The sequence below is a fragment of the Nocardioides sp. NPDC051685 genome (assembly GCF_044453405.1).
In the GTDB taxonomy this organism is placed as follows: Bacteria; Actinomycetota; Actinomycetes; order Propionibacteriales; family Nocardioidaceae; genus Nocardioides.
Genome location: NZ_JBITCR010000014.1, coordinates 32379 through 51000 on the forward strand (window position 1 = coordinate 32379; position 18622 = coordinate 51000).

At 70.6% G+C, this 18622-nt stretch carries 17 protein-coding genes and 1 riboswitch; of the genes, 12 read left to right on the top strand and 5 right to left on the bottom strand.

Annotated elements, in window-relative coordinates:
- Window positions 1-95: 95 nt before the first annotated feature.
- The 6 genes from ACIA03_RS26675 to ACIA03_RS26700 all read left to right on the top strand — a co-directional run bounded on the left by ACIA03_RS26675 (window position 96) and on the right by ACIA03_RS26700 (window position 6930).
- A complete protein-coding gene (locus tag ACIA03_RS26675; protein WP_396988237.1) occupies window positions 96-1142 on the top strand; it encodes a LacI family DNA-binding transcriptional regulator in 1047 nt (348 codons plus the stop codon).
- 88 nt (window positions 1143-1230) lie between these two features.
- Complete coding sequence (locus ACIA03_RS26680) at window positions 1231-2253, top strand: LacI family DNA-binding transcriptional regulator (RefSeq protein ID WP_396988239.1); 1023 nt, start codon at window positions 1231-1233, stop codon at window positions 2251-2253.
- 287 nt (window positions 2254-2540) lie between these two features.
- On the top strand, window positions 2541-3692 hold the full coding sequence (locus tag ACIA03_RS26685; RefSeq protein WP_396988241.1) for a Gfo/Idh/MocA family protein: 1152 nt from the start codon (window positions 2541-2543) through the stop codon (window positions 3690-3692).
- On the top strand, window positions 3689-4873 hold the full coding sequence (locus ACIA03_RS26690; RefSeq protein WP_396988243.1) for a dihydrodipicolinate synthase family protein: 1185 nt from the start codon (window positions 3689-3691) through the stop codon (window positions 4871-4873). The genes ACIA03_RS26685 and ACIA03_RS26690 overlap by 4 nt, the downstream gene beginning before the upstream one ends.
- Window positions 4874-4952: 79 nt before the next feature.
- Entirely contained in the window at window positions 4953-5795 is an 843-nt protein-coding gene (locus ACIA03_RS26695) for a sugar phosphate isomerase/epimerase family protein (RefSeq protein ID WP_396988245.1), read from the top strand.
- A 10-nt stretch (window positions 5796-5805) separates the two neighbouring features.
- Window positions 5806-6930 carry a glycerate kinase gene (locus tag ACIA03_RS26700; protein WP_396988247.1) on the top strand — a complete coding sequence of 375 codons (1125 nt, stop codon included), beginning with the start codon at window positions 5806-5808 and terminating at the stop codon, window positions 6928-6930.
- An 81-nt stretch (window positions 6931-7011) separates the two neighbouring features.
- Here ACIA03_RS26700 and rhaS read toward each other — a convergent pair whose 3' ends face one another.
- From rhaS to ACIA03_RS26720, 4 genes are all read right to left on the bottom strand, one after another.
- A complete protein-coding gene (gene rhaS / locus ACIA03_RS26705) occupies window positions 7012-8043 on the bottom strand; it encodes a rhamnose ABC transporter substrate-binding protein (protein ID WP_396988249.1) in 1032 nt (343 codons plus the stop codon).
- 5 nt (window positions 8044-8048) lie between these two features.
- Window positions 8049-9110, bottom strand: coding sequence for an ABC transporter permease (locus ACIA03_RS26710; protein ID WP_396988251.1), 1062 nt, complete (start codon window positions 9108-9110; stop codon window positions 8049-8051).
- A gap of 76 nt (window positions 9111-9186) precedes the next feature.
- Window positions 9187-10230 (bottom strand): ABC transporter permease, encoded by a 1044-nt coding sequence (locus ACIA03_RS26715; RefSeq protein ID WP_396988253.1) that lies wholly within the window; start codon window positions 10228-10230, stop codon window positions 9187-9189.
- Complete coding sequence (locus tag ACIA03_RS26720) at window positions 10227-11753, bottom strand: sugar ABC transporter ATP-binding protein (protein ID WP_396988255.1); 1527 nt, start codon at window positions 11751-11753, stop codon at window positions 10227-10229. Before ACIA03_RS26720 ends, ACIA03_RS26715 begins: the two co-directional genes overlap by 4 nt.
- Window positions 11754-11931: 178 nt before the next feature.
- Here ACIA03_RS26720 and ACIA03_RS26725 point away from each other — a divergent pair, with 178 nt between their 5' ends.
- The 4 genes from ACIA03_RS26725 (at window position 11932) to ACIA03_RS26740 (ending at window position 15837) form a co-directional block, all read left to right on the top strand.
- Window positions 11932-12630 carry an NAD(P)H-dependent oxidoreductase gene (locus ACIA03_RS26725; RefSeq protein WP_396988257.1) on the top strand — a complete coding sequence of 233 codons (699 nt, stop codon included), beginning with the start codon at window positions 11932-11934 and terminating at the stop codon, window positions 12628-12630.
- 28 nt (window positions 12631-12658) lie between these two features.
- Window positions 12659-12846, top strand: a riboswitch (cobalamin riboswitch).
- 53 nt (window positions 12847-12899) lie between these two features.
- Window positions 12900-13937: an ABC transporter substrate-binding protein gene (locus ACIA03_RS26730; RefSeq protein WP_396988259.1), complete on the top strand. Its 1038-nt coding sequence runs from the start codon at window positions 12900-12902 to the stop codon at window positions 13935-13937.
- Window positions 13934-15079: a FecCD family ABC transporter permease gene (locus ACIA03_RS26735; RefSeq protein WP_396988261.1), complete on the top strand. Its 1146-nt coding sequence runs from the start codon at window positions 13934-13936 to the stop codon at window positions 15077-15079. Before ACIA03_RS26730 ends, ACIA03_RS26735 begins: the two co-directional genes overlap by 4 nt.
- Window positions 15076-15837, top strand: a complete 762-nt coding sequence (locus ACIA03_RS26740; RefSeq protein WP_396988263.1) for an ABC transporter ATP-binding protein — start codon at window positions 15076-15078, stop codon at window positions 15835-15837. Before ACIA03_RS26735 ends, ACIA03_RS26740 begins: the two co-directional genes overlap by 4 nt.
- Before the next feature lie 7 nt (window positions 15838-15844).
- Here ACIA03_RS26740 and ACIA03_RS26745 read toward each other — a convergent pair whose 3' ends face one another.
- On the bottom strand, window positions 15845-16723 hold the full coding sequence (locus ACIA03_RS26745) for a family 16 glycosylhydrolase (RefSeq protein WP_396988265.1): 879 nt from the start codon (window positions 16721-16723) through the stop codon (window positions 15845-15847).
- A gap of 167 nt (window positions 16724-16890) precedes the next feature.
- On the opposite strand from ACIA03_RS26745, the gene ACIA03_RS26750 reads away from it, so the two are divergent.
- Both ACIA03_RS26750 and ACIA03_RS26755 read left to right on the top strand, forming a co-directional pair.
- Complete coding sequence (locus ACIA03_RS26750; RefSeq protein WP_396988267.1) at window positions 16891-17106, top strand: hypothetical protein; 216 nt, start codon at window positions 16891-16893, stop codon at window positions 17104-17106.
- On the top strand, window positions 17103-18617 hold the full coding sequence (locus tag ACIA03_RS26755) for an amino acid permease (RefSeq protein ID WP_396988269.1): 1515 nt from the start codon (window positions 17103-17105) through the stop codon (window positions 18615-18617). Before ACIA03_RS26750 ends, ACIA03_RS26755 begins: the two co-directional genes overlap by 4 nt.
- The last annotated feature ends 5 nt before the right edge of the window (window positions 18618-18622 follow it).

The following is an 18622-nucleotide window of genomic DNA, read 5'->3' on the forward strand; positions in this document are numbered from 1 at the left end:
TGACCGCAATCGGTCAACCGGCAGACGCGTGCCTGCTCGCCACATCCCTGCCCACCGGCCTATGCTGCGATTGAACGTTTCAGGAAGGAGCCCAGGTGGCGATCACTCCGGCTGCGGGTTCACCGCGCAGCGCCTCGGTCAAGGATGTCGCGGCCACCGCCGGCGTCTCCCTCGGCACGGTGTCCAACGTGCTCAACCGCCCCGATCGGGTCAGCCGCACGACACGCGAGCGAGTGGAGCGGGCGATGGCCGACCTCGGCTTCGTGCGCAACGAGTCCGCACGCTCCCTGCGCACCGGCAGCACCCAGTCGCTGGCCTACGTCATGCTCGACGCCGGCAACCCGTTCTTCACCGACGTCGCTCAGGGCATCGAGCTGGCCGCCGAGGCGGCCGGACTCTCGCTGTTCCTGTGCAACAGCGACGGCCGCTCGGCACGCGAGGGCGCCCACCTGGCCCACCTGCAGCAGCAGCGGGTCCAGGGCATCCTGATCACCCCGGTCGACCCGGACGACCCCCAGATCGACCAGCTGATCGAGCGCGGCACCCCGGTCGTCATCGTCGACCGCACCCGTGCGGGCTCCTCGTTCTGCTCCGTCGCGGTCGACGACGTCCTCGGCGGACGGCTGGCCGTCGAGCATCTCATCGATGAAGGCCACAAGCGGGTGGCGTACGTCGGTGGGCCGGAGTCGATCGGACAGGTCCGCGACCGCGGCGAGGGCGCCCGGCAGGCCTGGGCCGAGGCCGGCCTTCCCCCCGAGGACCTGATCACGCTCTCCTGCGAGGCCCCGACCGTCGCCTGCGGGCGCGCGGCCGGCGAGCGGCTCGTCGGGCTGCCCGCTCGGCGCCGCCCCACCGCCGCGTTCTGCGCCAACGACCTGCTCGCCCTCGGACTGCTCCAGCAGACGATCTCGAGCGGCAGGACCGTGCCCGGTGACCTCGCGATCGTCGGCTACGACGACATCGAGTTCGCCGCCGCCGCGGCTGTGCCGCTGACCTCCGTACGCCAGCCGCGCCACGACCTCGGCCGCCGCGCCGCCGAGCTGCTCCTCGACGAGGTCGGCAACCCCGCCCACCAGCACGAGCAGGTCGTCTTCACCCCCGAGCTCGTCGCCCGCGCCTCCACCCTCGGCCGTCCCTCCTGACCGCAGACCCGGCGAGGAGACGCGGAGCGCGGCGTACGTCAGCGCTGGATGCCTTAGGCTCCAGGAGCGGAAGCCGAAGGAGAGTCAGTTGGCCGGAGAACGCGCAGCGACCCTGAGCGATGTCGCCCGCGAGGCAGGTGTCTCGCTGGCAACCGCGTCGCGCGCGCTGAACGGGAGCGACCGGGTGGTGCGCCCCGAGCTGCAGGAGCGTGTCCTGGCAGCGGCGAACAAGCTCGGCTACACCCCCAACGCCAACGCTCAGGCGATGGCGCGCGGCTCGACCGAGACGGTCGGGCTGCTGGTCAAGGACATCTCCGACCCCTACTTCTCCACGATCGCCGGCGGCCTGGCCGACGAGGCCGAGAAGCACGGTCTGCTGGTGATGCTGTGCAACACCGGCGGACAGCCCGAGCGCGAGAAGAAGTTCCTGGCCGCCCTGCGGCGCCAACGGAGCCGGGCGATCGTGCTGGCGGGTAGCGACACGGCCGACGTACGCCACACCGGCGAGGTCGCCGGCCTGCTGACCTCCTACCTCGACGGCGGCGGCAGGGCGGCCGCGATCAGCCAGCCGCGCCTGCCGGTCGACACCGTCGTGATCGACAACCACGGCGGCGCCAAGGCGCTGGCCGAGCGGCTGGTCGAGCTGGGCTATCGCCGCGCGGCCGTGCTCACCGGGCCCGAGGACCTGCTGGTCTCGGCCGAGCGCCACGCCGGGTTCGCGGAGGGCTGGCTCGAGACGACCGGCACGGAGCCGGCGTACGTCGCCGACGAGTTCAGCCGCGACGGCGGCCACCGGGCGATGTCCCGACTGCTCGAGAACGACCAGGAGGTCGACTGCGTCTTTGCGGTCAACGACCTGATGGCGCTTGGCGCCCTGGCCGCCTGCCGACAGGCCGGCGTCGAGGTCGGGCACGGGCTGGCGGTCGCCGGCTTCGACGACATCGCCACGCTCCGGGACGTGACCCCGGGCCTGACCACCGTACGTCTCCCGCTGGCCGACATCGGCCGGCGGGCACTCGAGCTCGTCCTCAGCGAGCCGTCCGCGGAGCTGCGCAAGCAGTCCGTCCACGGCGAGGTCGTGCTGCGCGAGAGCACTCCCCCGCGCACCTGACGTCGACTCGGCGCATCTGCCCCACGATCTCGAGCCGAGTCGGCGCAACTGTCCCACTTTGCCCGGCGCCGACTCGGCGCCCTGAACCGAGACAAACGCGCCGACTCGGCGCCCTGACGCGGGACAGTTGCGCCGACTCGACGCCCTGACGTGCGACAGACGCGCCGGGTCGGCGATGGGTGCTGGGCGGAACGCCCTCTTGCGACCGGCGTCACATTTGCCATACCGTGACGGAAAGCGCTTTCCCCCATCGCTTCCAGCACTCTCAGCAGACGAGGAACCCTCACATGGCGACACGACGGCTCGGCATCATCATGAACGGCGTCACCGGACGTATGGGCTACCGCCAGCACCTGGTCCGCAGCATCCTGGCGATCCAGGAACAGGGCGGCGTGGAGCTCTCCGACGGCACCCGGATCCAGCCCGACCCGATCCTCGTCGGGCGCAATGCCGAGAAGCTCCAGGACATCGCCAAGGAACATGATCTGGACCGTTGGACGACCGATCTCGACGAGGCACTGGGCAACGCCGAGGACACCGTCTACTTCGACTCGCAGCAGACCTTCGTCCGCGAAGCCGCCATCACGAAGGCGATCGCGGCCGGCAAGCACGTCTACACCGAGAAGCCGATCGCCGACGACGTCGAGGGCTCGCTGCGCCTGGCCCGGCTGGCCGCCGACGCCGGCATCAAGAGCGGCGTCGTCCACGACAAGCTCTACCTGCCCGGCCTCCTCAAGCTCCGCCGCCTGGTCGAGTCCGGCTTCTTCGGCCGCATCCTCAGCGTCCGCGGCGAGTTCGGCTACTGGGTCTTCGAGGGCGACCTGCAGCCCGCCCAGCGACCGAGCTGGAACTACCGCAAGGAGGACGGCGGCGGCATGACCACCGACATGTTCCCCCACTGGAACTACGTCCTGGAGAACCTCTTCGGCAAGGTCGAGGCGGTCACCGCCAAGGTCGTCACACACATCCCGGAGCGCTGGGACGAGAAGGGCACGCGCTACGAAGCGACCGCCGACGACTCCGCCTACGGTATCTTCGAGCTCGAGGGCGGGATCATCGCCCAGATCAACTCCTCGTGGGCGACCCGGGTCAACCGCGGCGAGCTGGTCGAGTTCCACGTCGACGGAACCCACGGCTCCGCGGTCGCCGGCCTGCACCACTGCGTCACCCAGGACCGCAACCTGACCCCGAAGCCGGTCTGGAACCCCGATCTCGTCGAGTCGATCCGGTTCCGCGACCTGTGGAACGAGGTCCCCGACAACCAGCCCTTCGACAACGGCTTCAAGGCGCAGTGGGAGCAGTTCATCCGCTACGTCGAGGGCGACGGCGACCACCCCTACGACTTCATGGCGGGCGTCCGCGGCGTACGGCTCGCCGAGGCCGGGCTCACCTCCTCGGCCGAGGGCCGCCGCGTCGAGCTCGGAGAGATCGAGCTGTGACCTCCGTACGCCTCCCCCTGCCCGACGGCGGCACCGAGCTGCACACGCTCGCCGCTCCCCGGGAGTGGACGAAGCCGGCCGCGCCGTTCACCTCCCGCACCGCGTACGCCGCCGCCCACGTCGTCCCCCGCACCCTGGCCGAGAACGTGCCCGGTGCCCCCGCGGACATCGACTGGGACTCGACGCTCGCCTATCGCCACGAGCTGTGGTCCTACGGCCTCGGGGTCGCCGAGGCGATGGACACCGCCCAGCGCGGCATGGGGGTCGACTGGACCGCCGCGGCCGAGCTGATCCGCCGTTCGGCCGCCGAGGCGGCCACCGTGGGCGGCTCGATCGCCTGCGGCGCCGGCACCGACCAGCTCACTCTGTCCGCCGTCCCCGACGGCCGACAAGGTCTGGCCACGGTCGTCGACGCCTACCGCGAGCAGATGAAGGTCGTCGCCGACACCGGCGCGACCACGATCGTGATGGCCTCGCGCGCCCTGGCCAAGGTCGCCCGTGATGCCGAGGACTACGCCGAGGTCTACGCGACCCTCCTCGACGAGGCAGAGAGCCCGGTGATCCTGCACTGGCTGGGCGACATGTTCGACCCGGCGCTGGCGGGCTACTGGGGTTCCTCGTCGGTCGAGGAGGCGACCGAGACCTTCCTCGAGGTCATCCGGGCCCGCCCCGGCAAGGTCGACGGGGTCAAGGTCTCGCTCCTCGACGCCGAGCACGAGGTCGGGCTGCGCCGGGCGCTGCCCGGCGGCGTACGGCTCTACACGGGGGACGACTTCAACTACCCCGAGCTGATCGTGGGTGAGGGCACGGCCGAGGGCGAGTTCTCGCATGCACTGCTCGGCATCTTCGCGGCGATCTACCCGGCCGCCTCGGCGGCGCTGCAGGCGCTCGACAACGGCAACCCCGACAGCGCCCGCACGCTCCTCGACAGCACCCAGGCGCTCGGCCGGAAGATCTTCGAGGCGCCGACCTACCACTACAAGACCGGGATCGCGTTCCTCTCCTGGCTCAACGGGCACCAGCCCGGCTTCTCGATGGCCGGCGGCCTGCACGCCGGTCGCTCGGTGCCCCACCTGGCCGAGGTCTTCCGGCTGGCCGACGCCGCCGGGCTCCTCACCGATCCCGACCGAGCCGCCGCACGCATACGCGCCTTCCTCACCGTGCAAGGAGTGGACCAATGAGCGAGCGTCAGCGAGCGAACGTTCGGTCTTTCATCGGGTCGCGTCCGTATCCTGGCGCTTGCGCTACGGAGGCGGCCCGATGACCACCGGGCTCGAGCGGCTCTCGCTCAACACCAAGACGACCAACTCCTGGACCCTCGCCGAGGCCGTCGACGGAGCGGGCCGCGCCGGCATCCCGGCCCTGGGACTGTGGCGCGATCGCGTGCAGGAGGTGGGTGTGGAGAAGGCCGCCAAGCTCGTACGCGACGCCGGGCTGCGCGTCTCCTCGCTCTGCCGCGGCGGGTTCCTGACCGCGTCCGATCCCTCTGGGATCGCGGACGCGCTCGCGGACAACCAGCGGGCGGTGGACGAGGCCGCGACGCTGGGCACCGACGCGCTGGTGATGGTCGTCGGCGGTCTCCCCGAAGGAGACGTGGACCTGGCCGGTGCCCGGGAGCGGGTCGCCGAGCGGCTGGCCGAGCTGGCTCCGTACGCCCGCGACCACGGCGTGAGGCTCGTCCTGGAGGCGCTCCACCCGATGTACGTCGCCGACCGGGCGGTCCTCTCGACCCTCGGCCAGGCGCTCGACCTGGCCGCACCGCATCCGGTCGACGCGGTCGCGGTCGTCGTGGACACCTTCCACGTCTTCTGGGACCCCGACCTCGCCGCCCAGATCGAGCGGGCCGGCGCGGAGGGGCGGATCGCGGCGTACCAGGTCTGCGACTTCAACCTGCCGATCCCCGCCGACGCGCTGCTGGCGCGCGGGATGATGGGCGACGGGGTCATCGACTTCGCGTCGATCACCCGGATGGTCGCGTCGACCGGCTACGCGGGCGACGTCGAGGTCGAGATCTTCAACGAGGCGGTCTGGGCCAGCGACCCCGACGAGGTGCTCGCCACCATGGCGCAGCGCTATCGCGACCACGTCCTCCCCCACCTGTGATGCCCCTGTGATGCCGGGTCATCGGGTGGTCGTGGTCGCCTGCGACAAGTTCAAGGGCTCGCTGACCGCGCGCGAGGTCGACGAGGCGGTGGCCGCGGGGCTCCTCGCGGCCGACCCCGAGACCGAGGTACGCATCGTGCCGATCGCCGACGGCGGCGACGGCACCGTCGCGGCACTGGCCGGCGCCGGTTTCGAGCTGGTGCCGGTCGAGGTCGCCGGCCCGACCCTCGAGCCGGTCGCGGCGCGGTACGCCGTCCGCGGCGACCTGGCGGTCGTCGAACTCGCCGACACGTGCGGGCTGCTGCGCCTGCCCGAGGGTCGCCTCGCCCCGCTCACCGCCTCCTCCCGCGGCGTCGGCGAGGCCGTGCTGGCCGCCGTCGACGGCGGCGCCCGCACGGTCGTCATCGGTCTCGGCGGCAGCGCCAGCAACGACGGCGGGGCAGGCATGATCCGTGCCCTCGGCGCCCGGCTCCTCGACGCCTCCGGTGCCGATCTCGGGGAGGGCGGCGGGACGCTCCAGAACGTGGCGCGCGTCGATCTCGACGGCCTCGACCCGCGCCTGCGGGAGACCGAGATCGTGGTCGCCTGCGACGTCGACAACCCGCTGCTCGGCCCCCGCGGCGCCGTCGCCACGTTCTCCGCACAGAAGGGCGCCGGCCCGGCCGACCAGGAGCTGCTCGAGGCGGCTCTGGGGACGTACGCAGCCAAGGTCGCCGAGGCGACCGGCCGCGATCTGGCCGAGATCACAGCCGCCCCGGGCGCAGGCGCCGCCGGGGGCGTCGGGTTCGCCGCCCTCGCGGTGCTGGGCGGCCGGGTCGAGCGGGGCGTCGAGCTGCTGCTCGGACTGGTCGGCTTCCACGAGGCCCTCGATGGCGCCGATCTGGTGGTCACCGGGGAGGGCTCGTTCGACCACCAGACCCTGTCGGGGAAGGCGCCGATGGGCGTGCTCCAGGCGGCCCGGCACGCGGGGATCGCCACCGCCGTCGTCTGCGGCCGCACCACCCTGTCCGTCATCGAGGCAGCGCAGGCGGGGGCCGACGACGTACACGCGCTGACCGACGTGGAGCCCGACCTCGAGCGCTGCATGCAGAACGCCGCCGAGCTGCTCTCACAGCTCGGCGGCGAACTCGGGTAACACGTCGTTCGTAGGTCTATCCGGTCGTTCCGATAGGGCGAGTAGTCCTACGAACAGCGTGTTACACCACCCGCGAGGGACTCAGAAGTCGAAGTCGTCGATGTTCGACTCCTCGAAGACCGTCGGCTCGCCGAGGACGATGACGCCGTTGGCGCCGACGGTGTACTCGCCCAGGTCACCGGCCTTGAAGGTGTCGCCCTCCTTGCCCTCGATGTCGCCCGAGGCGAGCGCGTCGGCGGCGTAGGCGGCCAGGTAGCCGAGCTGCTCGGGGTCCCACAGCGCGAAGGACTTCACGGTGCCGTCCTTGATGTACTCCCGCATCTGGTTCGGGGTGCCGAGACCGGTCAGCGCGACCTTGCCCTTGTACTCCGAGTCGGACAGGTAGCGCGCGGCCGCGGCGATGCCGACCGTGGTGGGGCTGATGATGCCCTTGAGGTTCGGGTGGGACTGCAGCAGGCCGGCGGTCTTGTCGAACGACTTCTGGTCGTCGTCGTCACCGTAGACGGTCTGGACGAGCTTGATGTTCGGGTGGTTCGCGGCCAGCTCCTCCTCCATCAGCTTGATCCACTCGTTCTGGTTGGTGGCGTTGGCCGCCGCGGAGAGGATGGCCACCTCACCGGAATCGCCGATCTGCTCGGCGATTAGGTCGACCTGGCTCTTCGCGATGCCGGCGGCGTCGGCCTGGCTGACGAAGACGTCGCGGAACTGGGGCTCGGTGTCGGAGTCCATCGTGACGACCTTGGTGCCGGCGTTGCGGGCCTCCTCGAGGGCGTCGCCGATGGCGGTCGGGTCGTTGGCCGAGACGACGAGCGCGCCGGCGCGCTGCTGGGTCGCGGTGTTGATGAAGCTGACCTGGGAGTCGGGGGTCGACTCGGTCGGGCCGACCTGCGACCACTTCGTACCGATCTCCTCGGCGGCCTTCTTGCCGCCCGCGTCGGAGGCGTCGAAGTAGGGGTTGCCGAGGTTCTTCGGGATGAAGGTGATGCTGCTGGTGTCGCCGCCACCCTCTCCATCGCTGCCGCTGCCGCTCCCGCCGCCGCAGGCGGACAGGGCGAGGCCGAGGGCCGCAACGATGGCGACGGCACTGCCTGCGCGTCGGAACTTGCTGGTCATGTCTCTCACTCCGATTTCTTTGAGGATGGTTCGTCCGAGCTGTGTTGCCGGCGATAGGTGCCGACGATGCGACCGGTCCAGCCGAGAACGCTGGCCGCGATGACCGCTGCGATGAGAAGCACGCCGGTGATGATCTGGATGATGTTGGCGCTGAGCCCGTCGAGGCGCAGGGCGCTGCCGATCGTGCCGATCAGGACGACACCGGCGATCACCCCGGGGATGGCCCCGCGACCGCCGAAGATCGACACGCCGCCGAGCAGCACCGCCGCCACGACCTGCAGCTCCAGGCCGGTGGCGTTGTCGCCACGCGCGCTGCCGTAGCGGAGCGTGAAGTAGATGCCCGCCAGCCCCGAGACCAGCCCGCTGAGCGTGAACAGGATCAGCTTCGTACGGTCGACGTTGATGCCCGAGAAGCGGGCCGCGTCCTTGCTGAGACCGGCGGCGAAGATGCCCCGCCCGAAGGGCGTGAAGTGCAGGACGACCGCGAAGATCACGATCAGGACGACCAGCGGGATCGTCATCAGCGGGATCTGGGTGTCGCCGATCCGGGCCTGGACGAGGTCGCCCCAGGCGTCGGGCCAGTCGGTGATCGCGGTGGTGCCGAGCGCGCCGACCGCGATGCCGCGGAAGAGCGCCATGGTGCCGATCGTGACCGCCAGCGACGGCAGCCCGTAGCGGGTGACGAGCACGCCGTTGAGCGCTCCGGCCACCGCGCAGGCGAGCAGGGCGAGCACCATCGCGACGACCATCGGCAGGCCCTCGCGGTGCAGCACCCCGAACAGGACGCTGGAGAGCCCTACGACGCTCGCCACCGACAGGTCGATCTCGCCGGTGATGACGATCAGCGTCATCGGCAGCGCGATCAGCAGGATCGGCGCGATGTCGAGCACCAGGAAGTAGACCGTGATCGGGTCGGAGAAGTTGAGGATCGCGATCGAGGCGTACGTCCAGACCACCACGAGCAGGGCGATGATCGCCGAGTCCCGGGTCATCAGGGTGCGCTGCCACCACGGCCTGGCGTGTGCTGCGTACGTCCGCGGCTGTGCTTTCTCGGCGAGGAGACTCATGCCGCCACCTCCGTTGAGGGGACAGAAGCGTACGGACGTGGCGGCCTGAGGCCCATTGTCGTTCGCTGGCGCTCACTCATGCCTCTTCCCTCTCTGCAAGGAGCTTGTCGTGCTGACGGCGGGCGAAGTAGCGGTCGAGGACGATCGCGCCGATGATCAGCGCGCCGACGACGGCCTGCTGCCAGAAGTCGGGGATGCCGAGGATCGGGAGCGCCCGGTTGATGGTGACGAGGAGGTACGCCCCCAGGGCTGCCCCGAGGACGGTGCCGCTGCCGCCGAAGATGGCCACGCCACCCACGACCGCGGCGCCGACGGCCTCGAGCTCGATGCCCTGGCCGACGCCGGAGCTGATGGTGCCGTAGCGGGAGACGTACAGGATCCCGGCGAGGCCGGCGAGCGCGCCCGAGGTGGCGAACGCCTGCAGGACCCGGCGCTTGTCACGCAGCCCGTAGAGGGTGGCGGCGTCGGGGTCGGAGCCGATCGCGTAGAACTCGCGGCCGACCCGCGTGGAGCGCATCAGGTAGATCGCGACGGCCAGCAGCGCGAACGAGATCCAGGCGAGGTTGGGGATGAACAGGAACGATCCGGTGCCGAAGTCGAGCAGCCCGGGCGGGATGTCGGAGGCGTTGATCCGGTCGCTCCCGGCCCACTCGAGCATGATCCCGCGGTAGACGTAGAGCGTGCCGAGGGTGATGACCAGCGCCGGCACCTTGGCGAAGGCGACCAGGGCCCCGTTGACCAGTCCGAGCACGGCGCCCGCGGCGACGGCGATCAGGACCACCAGGATCACCGGGAGACCGGTGTCGAGGAAGAGCCTCCCGGCGAGGTAGGCCGTCAGCCCGAGCGTCGAGCCGACGCTGAGGTCGACGTTGCGGGTGACGATCACCATCGCCTGGCCGATCGCCAGACAGACGAGGATCGCGGGGGTCAGGGTGAGGTCGCGCCAGCCGTCCGTGCTGAACAGGAAGTTGGGGTTCACCGCGGTGGTCACCACGAGCAGCAGGGCGAAGGCGACGGCGATGCCGGTCTCGCGCTGCTTGAGGAACCAGGTCAGCCGGCTGGCTGAGCGGTGTCGTGGCTGCGGCGCGGCGGGGGCGGGCGCGTCGAGCGTGGTGGTCATGATGCCTCGCTGACGTTCAGAGTGGTGGAGTGGTGGGCGGTCGCCGCGCGCATGACGGCCTCGGGGGTCGCCTCCTCGCGGCTCAGCTCGGCCGTCTGGTGGCCCTCGCTGAGGACGATCACCCGGTCGGCCATGCCGAGCACCTCGGGGAGCTCGGAGGAGATCATCAGGATCCCGAGACCCTCCTGGGCGAGGGTCGAGAGCAGCCGGTGGACCTCGGACTTGGTGCCGACGTCGATGCCCCGGGTCGGCTCGTCGATGATCAGCACCTTCGGCTGGGTCGAGAGCCACTTGGCGAGGACGACCTTCTGCTGGTTGCCGCCCGAGAGCGTGCCGGCCAGGGTGTCGAGCGTCGCGGCCTTGACCTCGAGCCGGGCGGCCCAGTCGGCGGCCGAGCGGTTCTCGATGCCGGTGCTGATCAGCCCGGTGCGGGCGAGCCGGCCACTGGTCGGGAGGGTGATATTGCGCGAGATCGGCGCGTCCAGGACGAGACCGTGCTGGCGGCGGTCCTCGGGGACGAACGCCAGACCCATCTCGATCGCCCGTCGCGGGTCGCCCGGCGGGACCGGCTGCCCGTCGAGGGTGACCTCCCCGCTCTCGTAGGGGTCGACGCCGAAGATCGCCTGGGCGACCTCGCTGCGCCCGGCACCGACGAGGCCGGCCAGGCCGACGATCTCGCCCTCACGGACGGTGAGGCTGATGTCCTGGAACAGGCCGGTGCGGGTGAGGCCCTTGACCTCGAGCAGGGGCTTGCCGACGGTGGCCTCGAGCTTCGGGTAGAGGTCGGCGACCTCGCGACCGACCAGCCGCCGGACGATCTCGTCCTCGGTGACCTCGGAGATCGGGTCGGTGGAGATGTAGGCGCCGTCGCGCATCACCGTGATCGTGTCGCAGAGCGCGAACACCTCGTCGAAGCGGTGGGAGATGAACACGACGGCACAGCCCTGGTCGCGCAGCGTGCGCGCCACGGTCATCAGCCGGTCGACCTCGTTGCCCGACAGGGCCGCGGTCGGCTCGTCCATGATCAGGACCTTGGCGTCGAGCGAGAGCGCCTTGGCGATCTCGATCAGCTGCTGGTCGGCGATCGAGAGGCCCTCGGTCGGCCGGTCGGGCTCGATCGGCACGCCGAGCCGGGCGAAGAGCTCGACGACCTCGGCGCGCATCGCGGCGCGGTCGATCCTGCCCCAGCGGTTGGTCGGCTGGCGTCCCATGAAGATGTTCTCGGTGACCGAGAGGTCCGGGAAGAGGGTCGGCTCCTGGTAGATGACCGCGACGCCGGCCTGCTTGGCCTCGGCGGTGTTGCGGAAGTCGACCTGCTCCCCGGCGAGCAGGTAGTCGCCGGCGTCGCGGCGGTAGAGCCCGGCGACGATCTTGACCAGGGTCGACTTCCCGGCTCCGTTCTCCCCCACGAGCGCGTGAATGGATCCGGCCTCGACCCGAAGGCAACCGGTCCGGAGGGCGCGTACGGGGCCGAACGACTTGGCCACGTCCCGCAGCTCCAGTGCGGCGGGTGTGTCCGGCATGGGCAACTCCTCGAATTGAAAGGTTTCAAGTGTGGTTTACGCTAGTGATGGCAATCACATACGTCAACACTCTGCGGCCGCTAATTTGAGCGAGGTACGGACTTTGTCGTCGCATCAGGTCGGGACCCGCCCCCTTCCGGACGGGAATCCTGCCGCGTCAGACCGCGTTGAGAGCCCCATGCACGCACTCTGGGTATGGGCACATCCGCACGCGTCGTCGCTCAACGGACGGCTGCAAGAGGCGGGCCGGAACGCTCTCGTCGCCGCCGGCTGGACCGTCGACGAGATCGACCTCTATCGAGAAGGTTTCAATCCACTTCTGGTGGAACGCGGCGAAGCCGACGTACGCCGCCACCAGGAGCGGCTGCGGGCCGCTGATCTGCTCGTCGTGCAGTTCCCGTTGTGGTGGTATTCCGTGCCGGCCATCCTCAAGGGCTGGATCGACCGGGTCTTCGAGTCGGGGTTCGCCTTCGACGTACCCGATCCGGAGACGGGCAAGCCGCTCAAGTACGGCAAGGGCGGCCTGGCCGGCAAGCGTGCGCTGACGATCGTCACCGCCGGAGACCGGGCCGCCACCCTCGGTCCGCGCGGGATCAGCGGCCACATCGAGGACGTCCTGTGGCCGCTGCTGCACGGCACCTTCTGGTACACCGGGATGGACCCGCTGCGCCCGCACCTGATCACCGACGCCGACACCATCGACGCCCAGGTCATGGCGCGGATCGAGGCCGACCTGAGCGTACGTCTCGAGGGCGTGATGACGGAGCCGCGGATCGACTACCGCCCCATGGCCGAGGAGCACTACGACCACACCATCAGGCTTCACGACTCGGTCGCGCCCGGGGAGGACGGGCTGAGCGCCCACCGCGAGGGCTGAGGTCGTGCCTCGGAGAGGTTGGGCCGCCTGCTACGGTCGTCGGGCCAGCCGCTCGGGACGTAGTCCCGGCACGGGAACCCGGTGAGAGTCCGGGACTGACGCGCAGCGGTGTGGGTGACGGACGGGACACTGTGCCACTGGGCCCTCGGGCCTGGGAAGGCGTCTCGCGCCGGTCGATCCCGAGTCCGAAGACCTGCTGGCCCTGCAGCAGACCGCTGCGGGTCAGCACGGGCGACGCGCACCAGCCCGCGACCCGCTCGAGGACCGACGTGCACCTGCCTCGCACCATCCGAACGATCACCGCGAGCACCGTTCTGGTGCTCGGCTCCACGCTGGCCGGCTGCGCCGCCGACCAGCCCTCCGGAGCACAGCAGGCGGGCGGCGACACCGCCGGCTTCCCGCTCACGCTGACCAACTGCGGGCGCGAGATCACGCTCGAGGCACCGCCCGAGCGCGCGGTCTCGCTCAATCAGGGCTCTACCGAGATCCTGCTCTCGCTCGGCCTCGCCGACCGGATGGTCGGCACCGCGGTCTGGACCGACCCGGTGCTCGACTCGCTCGCCGAGGACAACGAGCGTATTCCCCGGCTCGCCGACAACTGGCCCTCCTACGAGCGCGTCCTGGAGGCGGAGCCCGACTTCGTCACCGCCTCGTTCATCAGCACCCTGGGCGAGGGCGGGGTGACCACACCCGAGGACCTGGAGAAGCTGGGCGTCGGCTCCTACCTCTCCCCCGCCGAGTGCGTGAAGGACAACGAGGGCGACGACGACGGCACCCGTCTGGACCCTCTCGAGATCGAGACGATCTACCAGGAGATCACCGAGCTGGCGCGGATCTTCGGCGTACCCGAGCGCGGCGAGAAGCTCGTCGCCGACCTGTCTCGGCGCCTCGAGGCAGCCGAGAGGAAGGCGCCGGAGAGCGAGGTGAGCGCGATGTACTGGTTCGCCAACTCCGAGTCGCCCTATCTGGCCGGCTGCTGTGGCGGCCCCGGCATCATCGGCCGCGCCCTCGGCATCGAGAACGTCTTCGACGACACCACCGACGAGTGGCCGCAGATCAACTGGGAGACCGTCGCCGAACGCAACCCCGACGTCATCGTCCTCGGCGACCTGACCCGCAAGAGCCAGACCGCCGAGACCGCCCGCGCGAAGATCGACTACCTGAAGAGCAACCCGGTCACCGCCCGGATGGACGCTGTCCGCAACGACCGCTTCGTGACGCTCTCCGGCGCCGAGCTCAACCCCTCCATCCGCACCGTGTACGCGGTCGAGAACGTCGCCGACCAGCTCGCCGACCTGGGCCTATGACGCTCCGGGCGCAAGTTCCCGAGCCGAGGCGTCACTCCGGTCGGCCGAAGCGTCACCCCGGTCGGCCGACCTGGCACGGCCGTGACGCCTCGGCCGACGTAGGTGACGCCTCGGCCGACGTAGGTGACGCCTCGGCGATCGGGGTCACCGGCGTCCTGTTGGGTCTGGCTCCCCTGCTGGTGCTGGCCTCGGTGGCGGGCGCGATCACGGTCGGGCCCTCGGACCTGGGCGTCGCCGACGTCTACGGCGTCGTAGCCGACCGGGTGGGCATCGGCTCGTCCGACCTCACCCTGCTCCAGCAGAGCATCGTGTGGGACCTGCGGCTGCCGCGTACGTTGCTGGCGGGGATCTGCGGGGCGGGGCTGGCCATCTGCGGGGTGATCCTGCAGTCGCTGCTGCGCAACCCGCTCGCCGACCCGTTCGTGCTCGGCATCTCCTCGGGCGCCTCCACCGGAGCGGTCTCGATCGTCGTGCTCGGCATCGGGTCGGGCGCGATCGGGCTCTCCACCGGGGCCTTCGTGGGTGCGCTGGCATCGTTCGCACTCGTGCTGCTGCTCGCCTCGCTCGCGGGCGGCACCACCGACCGGCTCGTGCTGGCCGGCATCGCCGCCACCCAGCTGTTCTCGGCCCTGACCTCGTTCATCGTGTTCACCGCGGCGGACGCCGAGCAGACGCGCGGGGTGCTCTTCTGGCTGCTCGGCTCGCTCTCCTCGGCGAGCTGGACCGACGTACTCGTCTGCGGGGTGATCGTGCTCGGCGGGCTGCTCTGCTGCGTCGCGGGCGCCGGGTGGCTGGACGCGTTCGCCTTCGGCAACGACGCGGCGGCATCCCTGGGCGTCGACGTCACGCGCATCCGGGCGGTGCTGCTGGTGCTGACGGCGCTGATGACGGCCGTCATCGTTTCCACGTCCGGCGCGATCGGCTTCGTCGGGCTGGTCCTGCCCCATCTCGCCCGGGCGCTGGTCGGGGTCGGACACCGGCTGCTGCTCCCGGCCACGGCGCTGCTCGGCGCGATCTTCCTGATCTGGGTCGACACCGCGGCCCGGACGGTGATCGACCCCGAGGAGCTCCCGGTCGGAGTCGCGACCGCGCTGGTCGGAGTGCCCGCCTTCGCCGTCGTGCTGATGAGGGCCCGGCGATGACCGCGCTCGAGGCCGGCCGGGTCCACTGGGCGCCGCGTGGCCGTCTCGTCGTCGACGACGTGTCCCTCCGGGTCGAGGACGGCGCCACTGTCGGGCTGCTCGGACCCAACGGCTCCGGGAAGTCCTCGCTCATCCGGATCCTGGCCGGGCTCCGGCCGCCCTCCTCCGGCGACGTACGCCTCGACGGCAGCCCGCTCGCCGGGATGTCCCGGCGTCGGCTGGCGCGTCGGCTCGCGGTCGTCGAGCAGGAGCCGGCGACCAGCCAGGATCTCCGGGTACGCGACGTCGTCGCGCTCGGCCGGGTCCCCCACCGCCCGGCATGGGCGCCCGACAGCGCCCGGGACCGCGCCGTCATCGAGGAGGCGGCCACCCACGCCGGCATCGCCGACCGCCTCGACCAGCGCTTCTCGACGCTGTCGGGCGGCGAGCGGCAACGTACGCAGATCGCCCGGGCGCTCGCCCAGGAGCCCGAGATCCTGCTCCTGGACGAGCCGACGAACCACCTCGACGTACGTCACCAGCTGGCGCTGCTCGCGCTGGTCCGCCGGATGCCCACGACCTGCCTGGTCGCGCTCCACGACCTCAACCTCGCCGCCGCCTACTGCGACCAGGTCTTCGTGCTCTCCCAGGGCCGTGTCGTGGCCGGCGGCCCTCCCGCCGAGGTGCTCACCGAGTCGCTGATCTCGGAGGTCTACGGCGTCCGCGCTCGCGTGCATCACGACGAGGGCGTCGTCATCCGCTTCCTCGGCCCGCTGTGACCTGCGGTCAGAGCTGGGAGTCGTAGACGCGTACGTAGTCCACGACCATGCTCTGCGGGAACTGGGTCGTGCCGTCGGGGTTGCCGGGCCAGTTGCCGCCGACCGCGACGTTGAGGATGAAGAAGAACGGCTGGTCGAAGACCCAGGGGTTGGCGCCGGTGTCGGCCGTGGTGAAGGTCTGGTAGGCGACCCCGTCGACGGACCAGGTGATCGAGCCGGGCTGCCAGTCGACGGCGAAGGTGTGGAAGGTGTCGGCGAAGGACCAGCCCTGCGGGTGCATGTACTGGCCGGTGATGCCGTTGGCGCCCGAGTAGCCGGGACCGTGCAGGGTGCCGTGGACCAGGTGGGGCTCGTAGCCGACGTTCTCCATGATGTCGATCTCGCCGGAGCTGGGCCATCCGACGTTGTCGAACTGGCCGCCCAGCATCCAGAACGCCGGCCAGATGCCCTGCCCGCGCGGGATCTGGATCCGCGCCTCCAGGCGCCCGAACTTCGGCTGGACCTTGCCCTTGGTGGTGAGCCGGGCCGAGGTGTAGCCGCTCCCGCTCTGCCGCGCCGTGATGACGAGGTTGCCGTTGCCGTCGAGCGCGGAGTTGTCGCGGGAGTCGGTGTAGGTCTGCAGCTCGTTGTTGCCCCAGCCCCCGCCTCCGGTCTCGAAGTTCCAGTTGGCGCCGTTGGGGGCACTGCCGGCTGGCCCGTCGAACTCGTCGGACCAGGTCAGGGCCGCGGCCTCGACCTCTCCGGTCCGGGTCGCGCCGCCGGTCTCGGTGCCGGTCTCGGCGCCGGGCACCGCGGCAGGCGCGGCCAGCGGGGCCACCAGGACGAGGGCCATGGCGGCGGTCGCGGTCAGGGTGGTGCGGATGGTGCGGATCCTCGAGCTACGCATCGAACGCTCCTTCATGGGGGTTAACTGTAAAGCGACCTTACAGATATTCGACGCCCACGGGAACGGAAACGCCGGGCGACGTCCGGTCACCGCCAGAAGCCCCTCGATGCGCTCTAATTGGTCACCGGAACGGAGGCCATCGGGGGCCTCCGCAGTGAGGTGATCGCATGGCACGGGATCCATACAGGCCACGGACGCCGATCATCGGCATGGTGATGGTGTTCCTCGCCCTGGCGATCGTCGGGGTCACGGCGTACCTGCATCTGGGCTGGTGGTCGCTGATCGGCTACGCGGCCGCGGCGGTCATCGCCGTGGTCGGTGGATGGCTCCTGTTCAAGGACGTGCCCGAGCCGCCTCACTCCGGACCGGGGGCAGGCCGATGACCGACACCGACGACCAGACCATCAACCGGACCGGCCTGACCGACGAGGACGAGGGCTACCACAAGAGCCTGAGCCCGCGGCAGCTGCAGATGATCGCGATCGGCGGCGCCATCGGCACCGGGCTGTTCCTGGGCGCGGGCGGCCGCCTCCGCGAGGCCGGCCCGGGCCTGTTCCTCGTCTACGCCCTGTGTGGCGTGTTCGTCTTCCTGATCCTGCGCGCGCTCGGAGAGCTCGTGCTGCACCGGCCGTCGTCGGGGTCGTTCGTCTCCTACGCCAGGGAGTTCCTGGGTGAGCCGGCCGCGTTCGCCGCCGGCTGGATGTACTTCCTGAACTGGGCGATGACCTCCATCGTCGACGTCACGGCGATCGCGACGTACATGCACTTCTGGGGCGCGTTCGAGGTCATCCCGCAGTGGCTGATCGCGCTCGTGGCGCTCGCGGTCGTGCTCTCGATGAACCTGATCTCGGTCAAGCTCTTCGGCGAGCTGGAGTTCTGGGCGGCGCTCATCAAGGTGGTCGCCCTGCTCGGGTTCCTCGTGCTCGGGATGATCGTGCTCGCCGGGCGTGACGAGCTCAACGGTCACGAGACCGGGATCGGCATGGTCATCGACAACGGCGGGCTGTTCCCGGTCGGCGCCCTCCCGCTCGTCGTCGTGGTCTCCGGCGTCGTCTTCGCGTACGCGGCGGTCGAGCTCGTCGGGACGGCGGCCGGCGAGACCGCCGAGCCGGCGAAGGTCATGCCGCGCGCGATCAACTCCGTGATCGCCCGGATCGCGGTCTTCTACGTCGGCTCGCTGGTGCTGCTCGCGCTGCTGCTGCCCTACACGTCCTATCGGGCCGACGAGAGCCCGTTCGTGACGTTCTTCGACCAGCTCGGGATCGCCAACTCCGGCACGATCATGAACCTCGTGGTCCTGACCGCGGCACTCTCCTCGCTCAACGCGGGCCTCTACTCGACCGGCCGGATCCTGCGCTCGATGGCCATGAGCGGGAGCGCACCGAGCTTCACCGCGAAGATGTCGAGGAACGGGGTGCCGTTCGGCGGGATCCTGCTCACCGGCAGCATCACGCTCCTCGGTGTCGGCCTCAACGCGATCGTTCCCGGGCAGGCCTTCGAGATCGTGCTGAACATGTCGGCCCTCGGCATCATCGCGTCCTGGGCGACCATCGTGATCTGCCAGATCCAGCTCTACCGGCGCTGGAAGAACGGCCTCATGTACCGGCCCGAGTTCCGGCTGTGGGGGTCGCCGTGGACCGGCTACGCCACCCTCGTGTTCCTCGCGACCGTGCTCGTCCTGATGGGCTTCGACTACCCGATCGGCACCTGGACGGTCGCGACCCTCGTCGTGATCATCCCGGCGCTGATGATCGGCTGGCGTCTCGTCCGCGACCGCGTCCAGCAGATCGCTCTCGAGCGCGAGGGCTACACCGGCGCGATCCCGATCCGGGCCGAGCGCCCGATCGCCGAAGAGTCCCGCGACTCCCGCGATGGCGAGGGCCCGAGCAGCTGATCCTG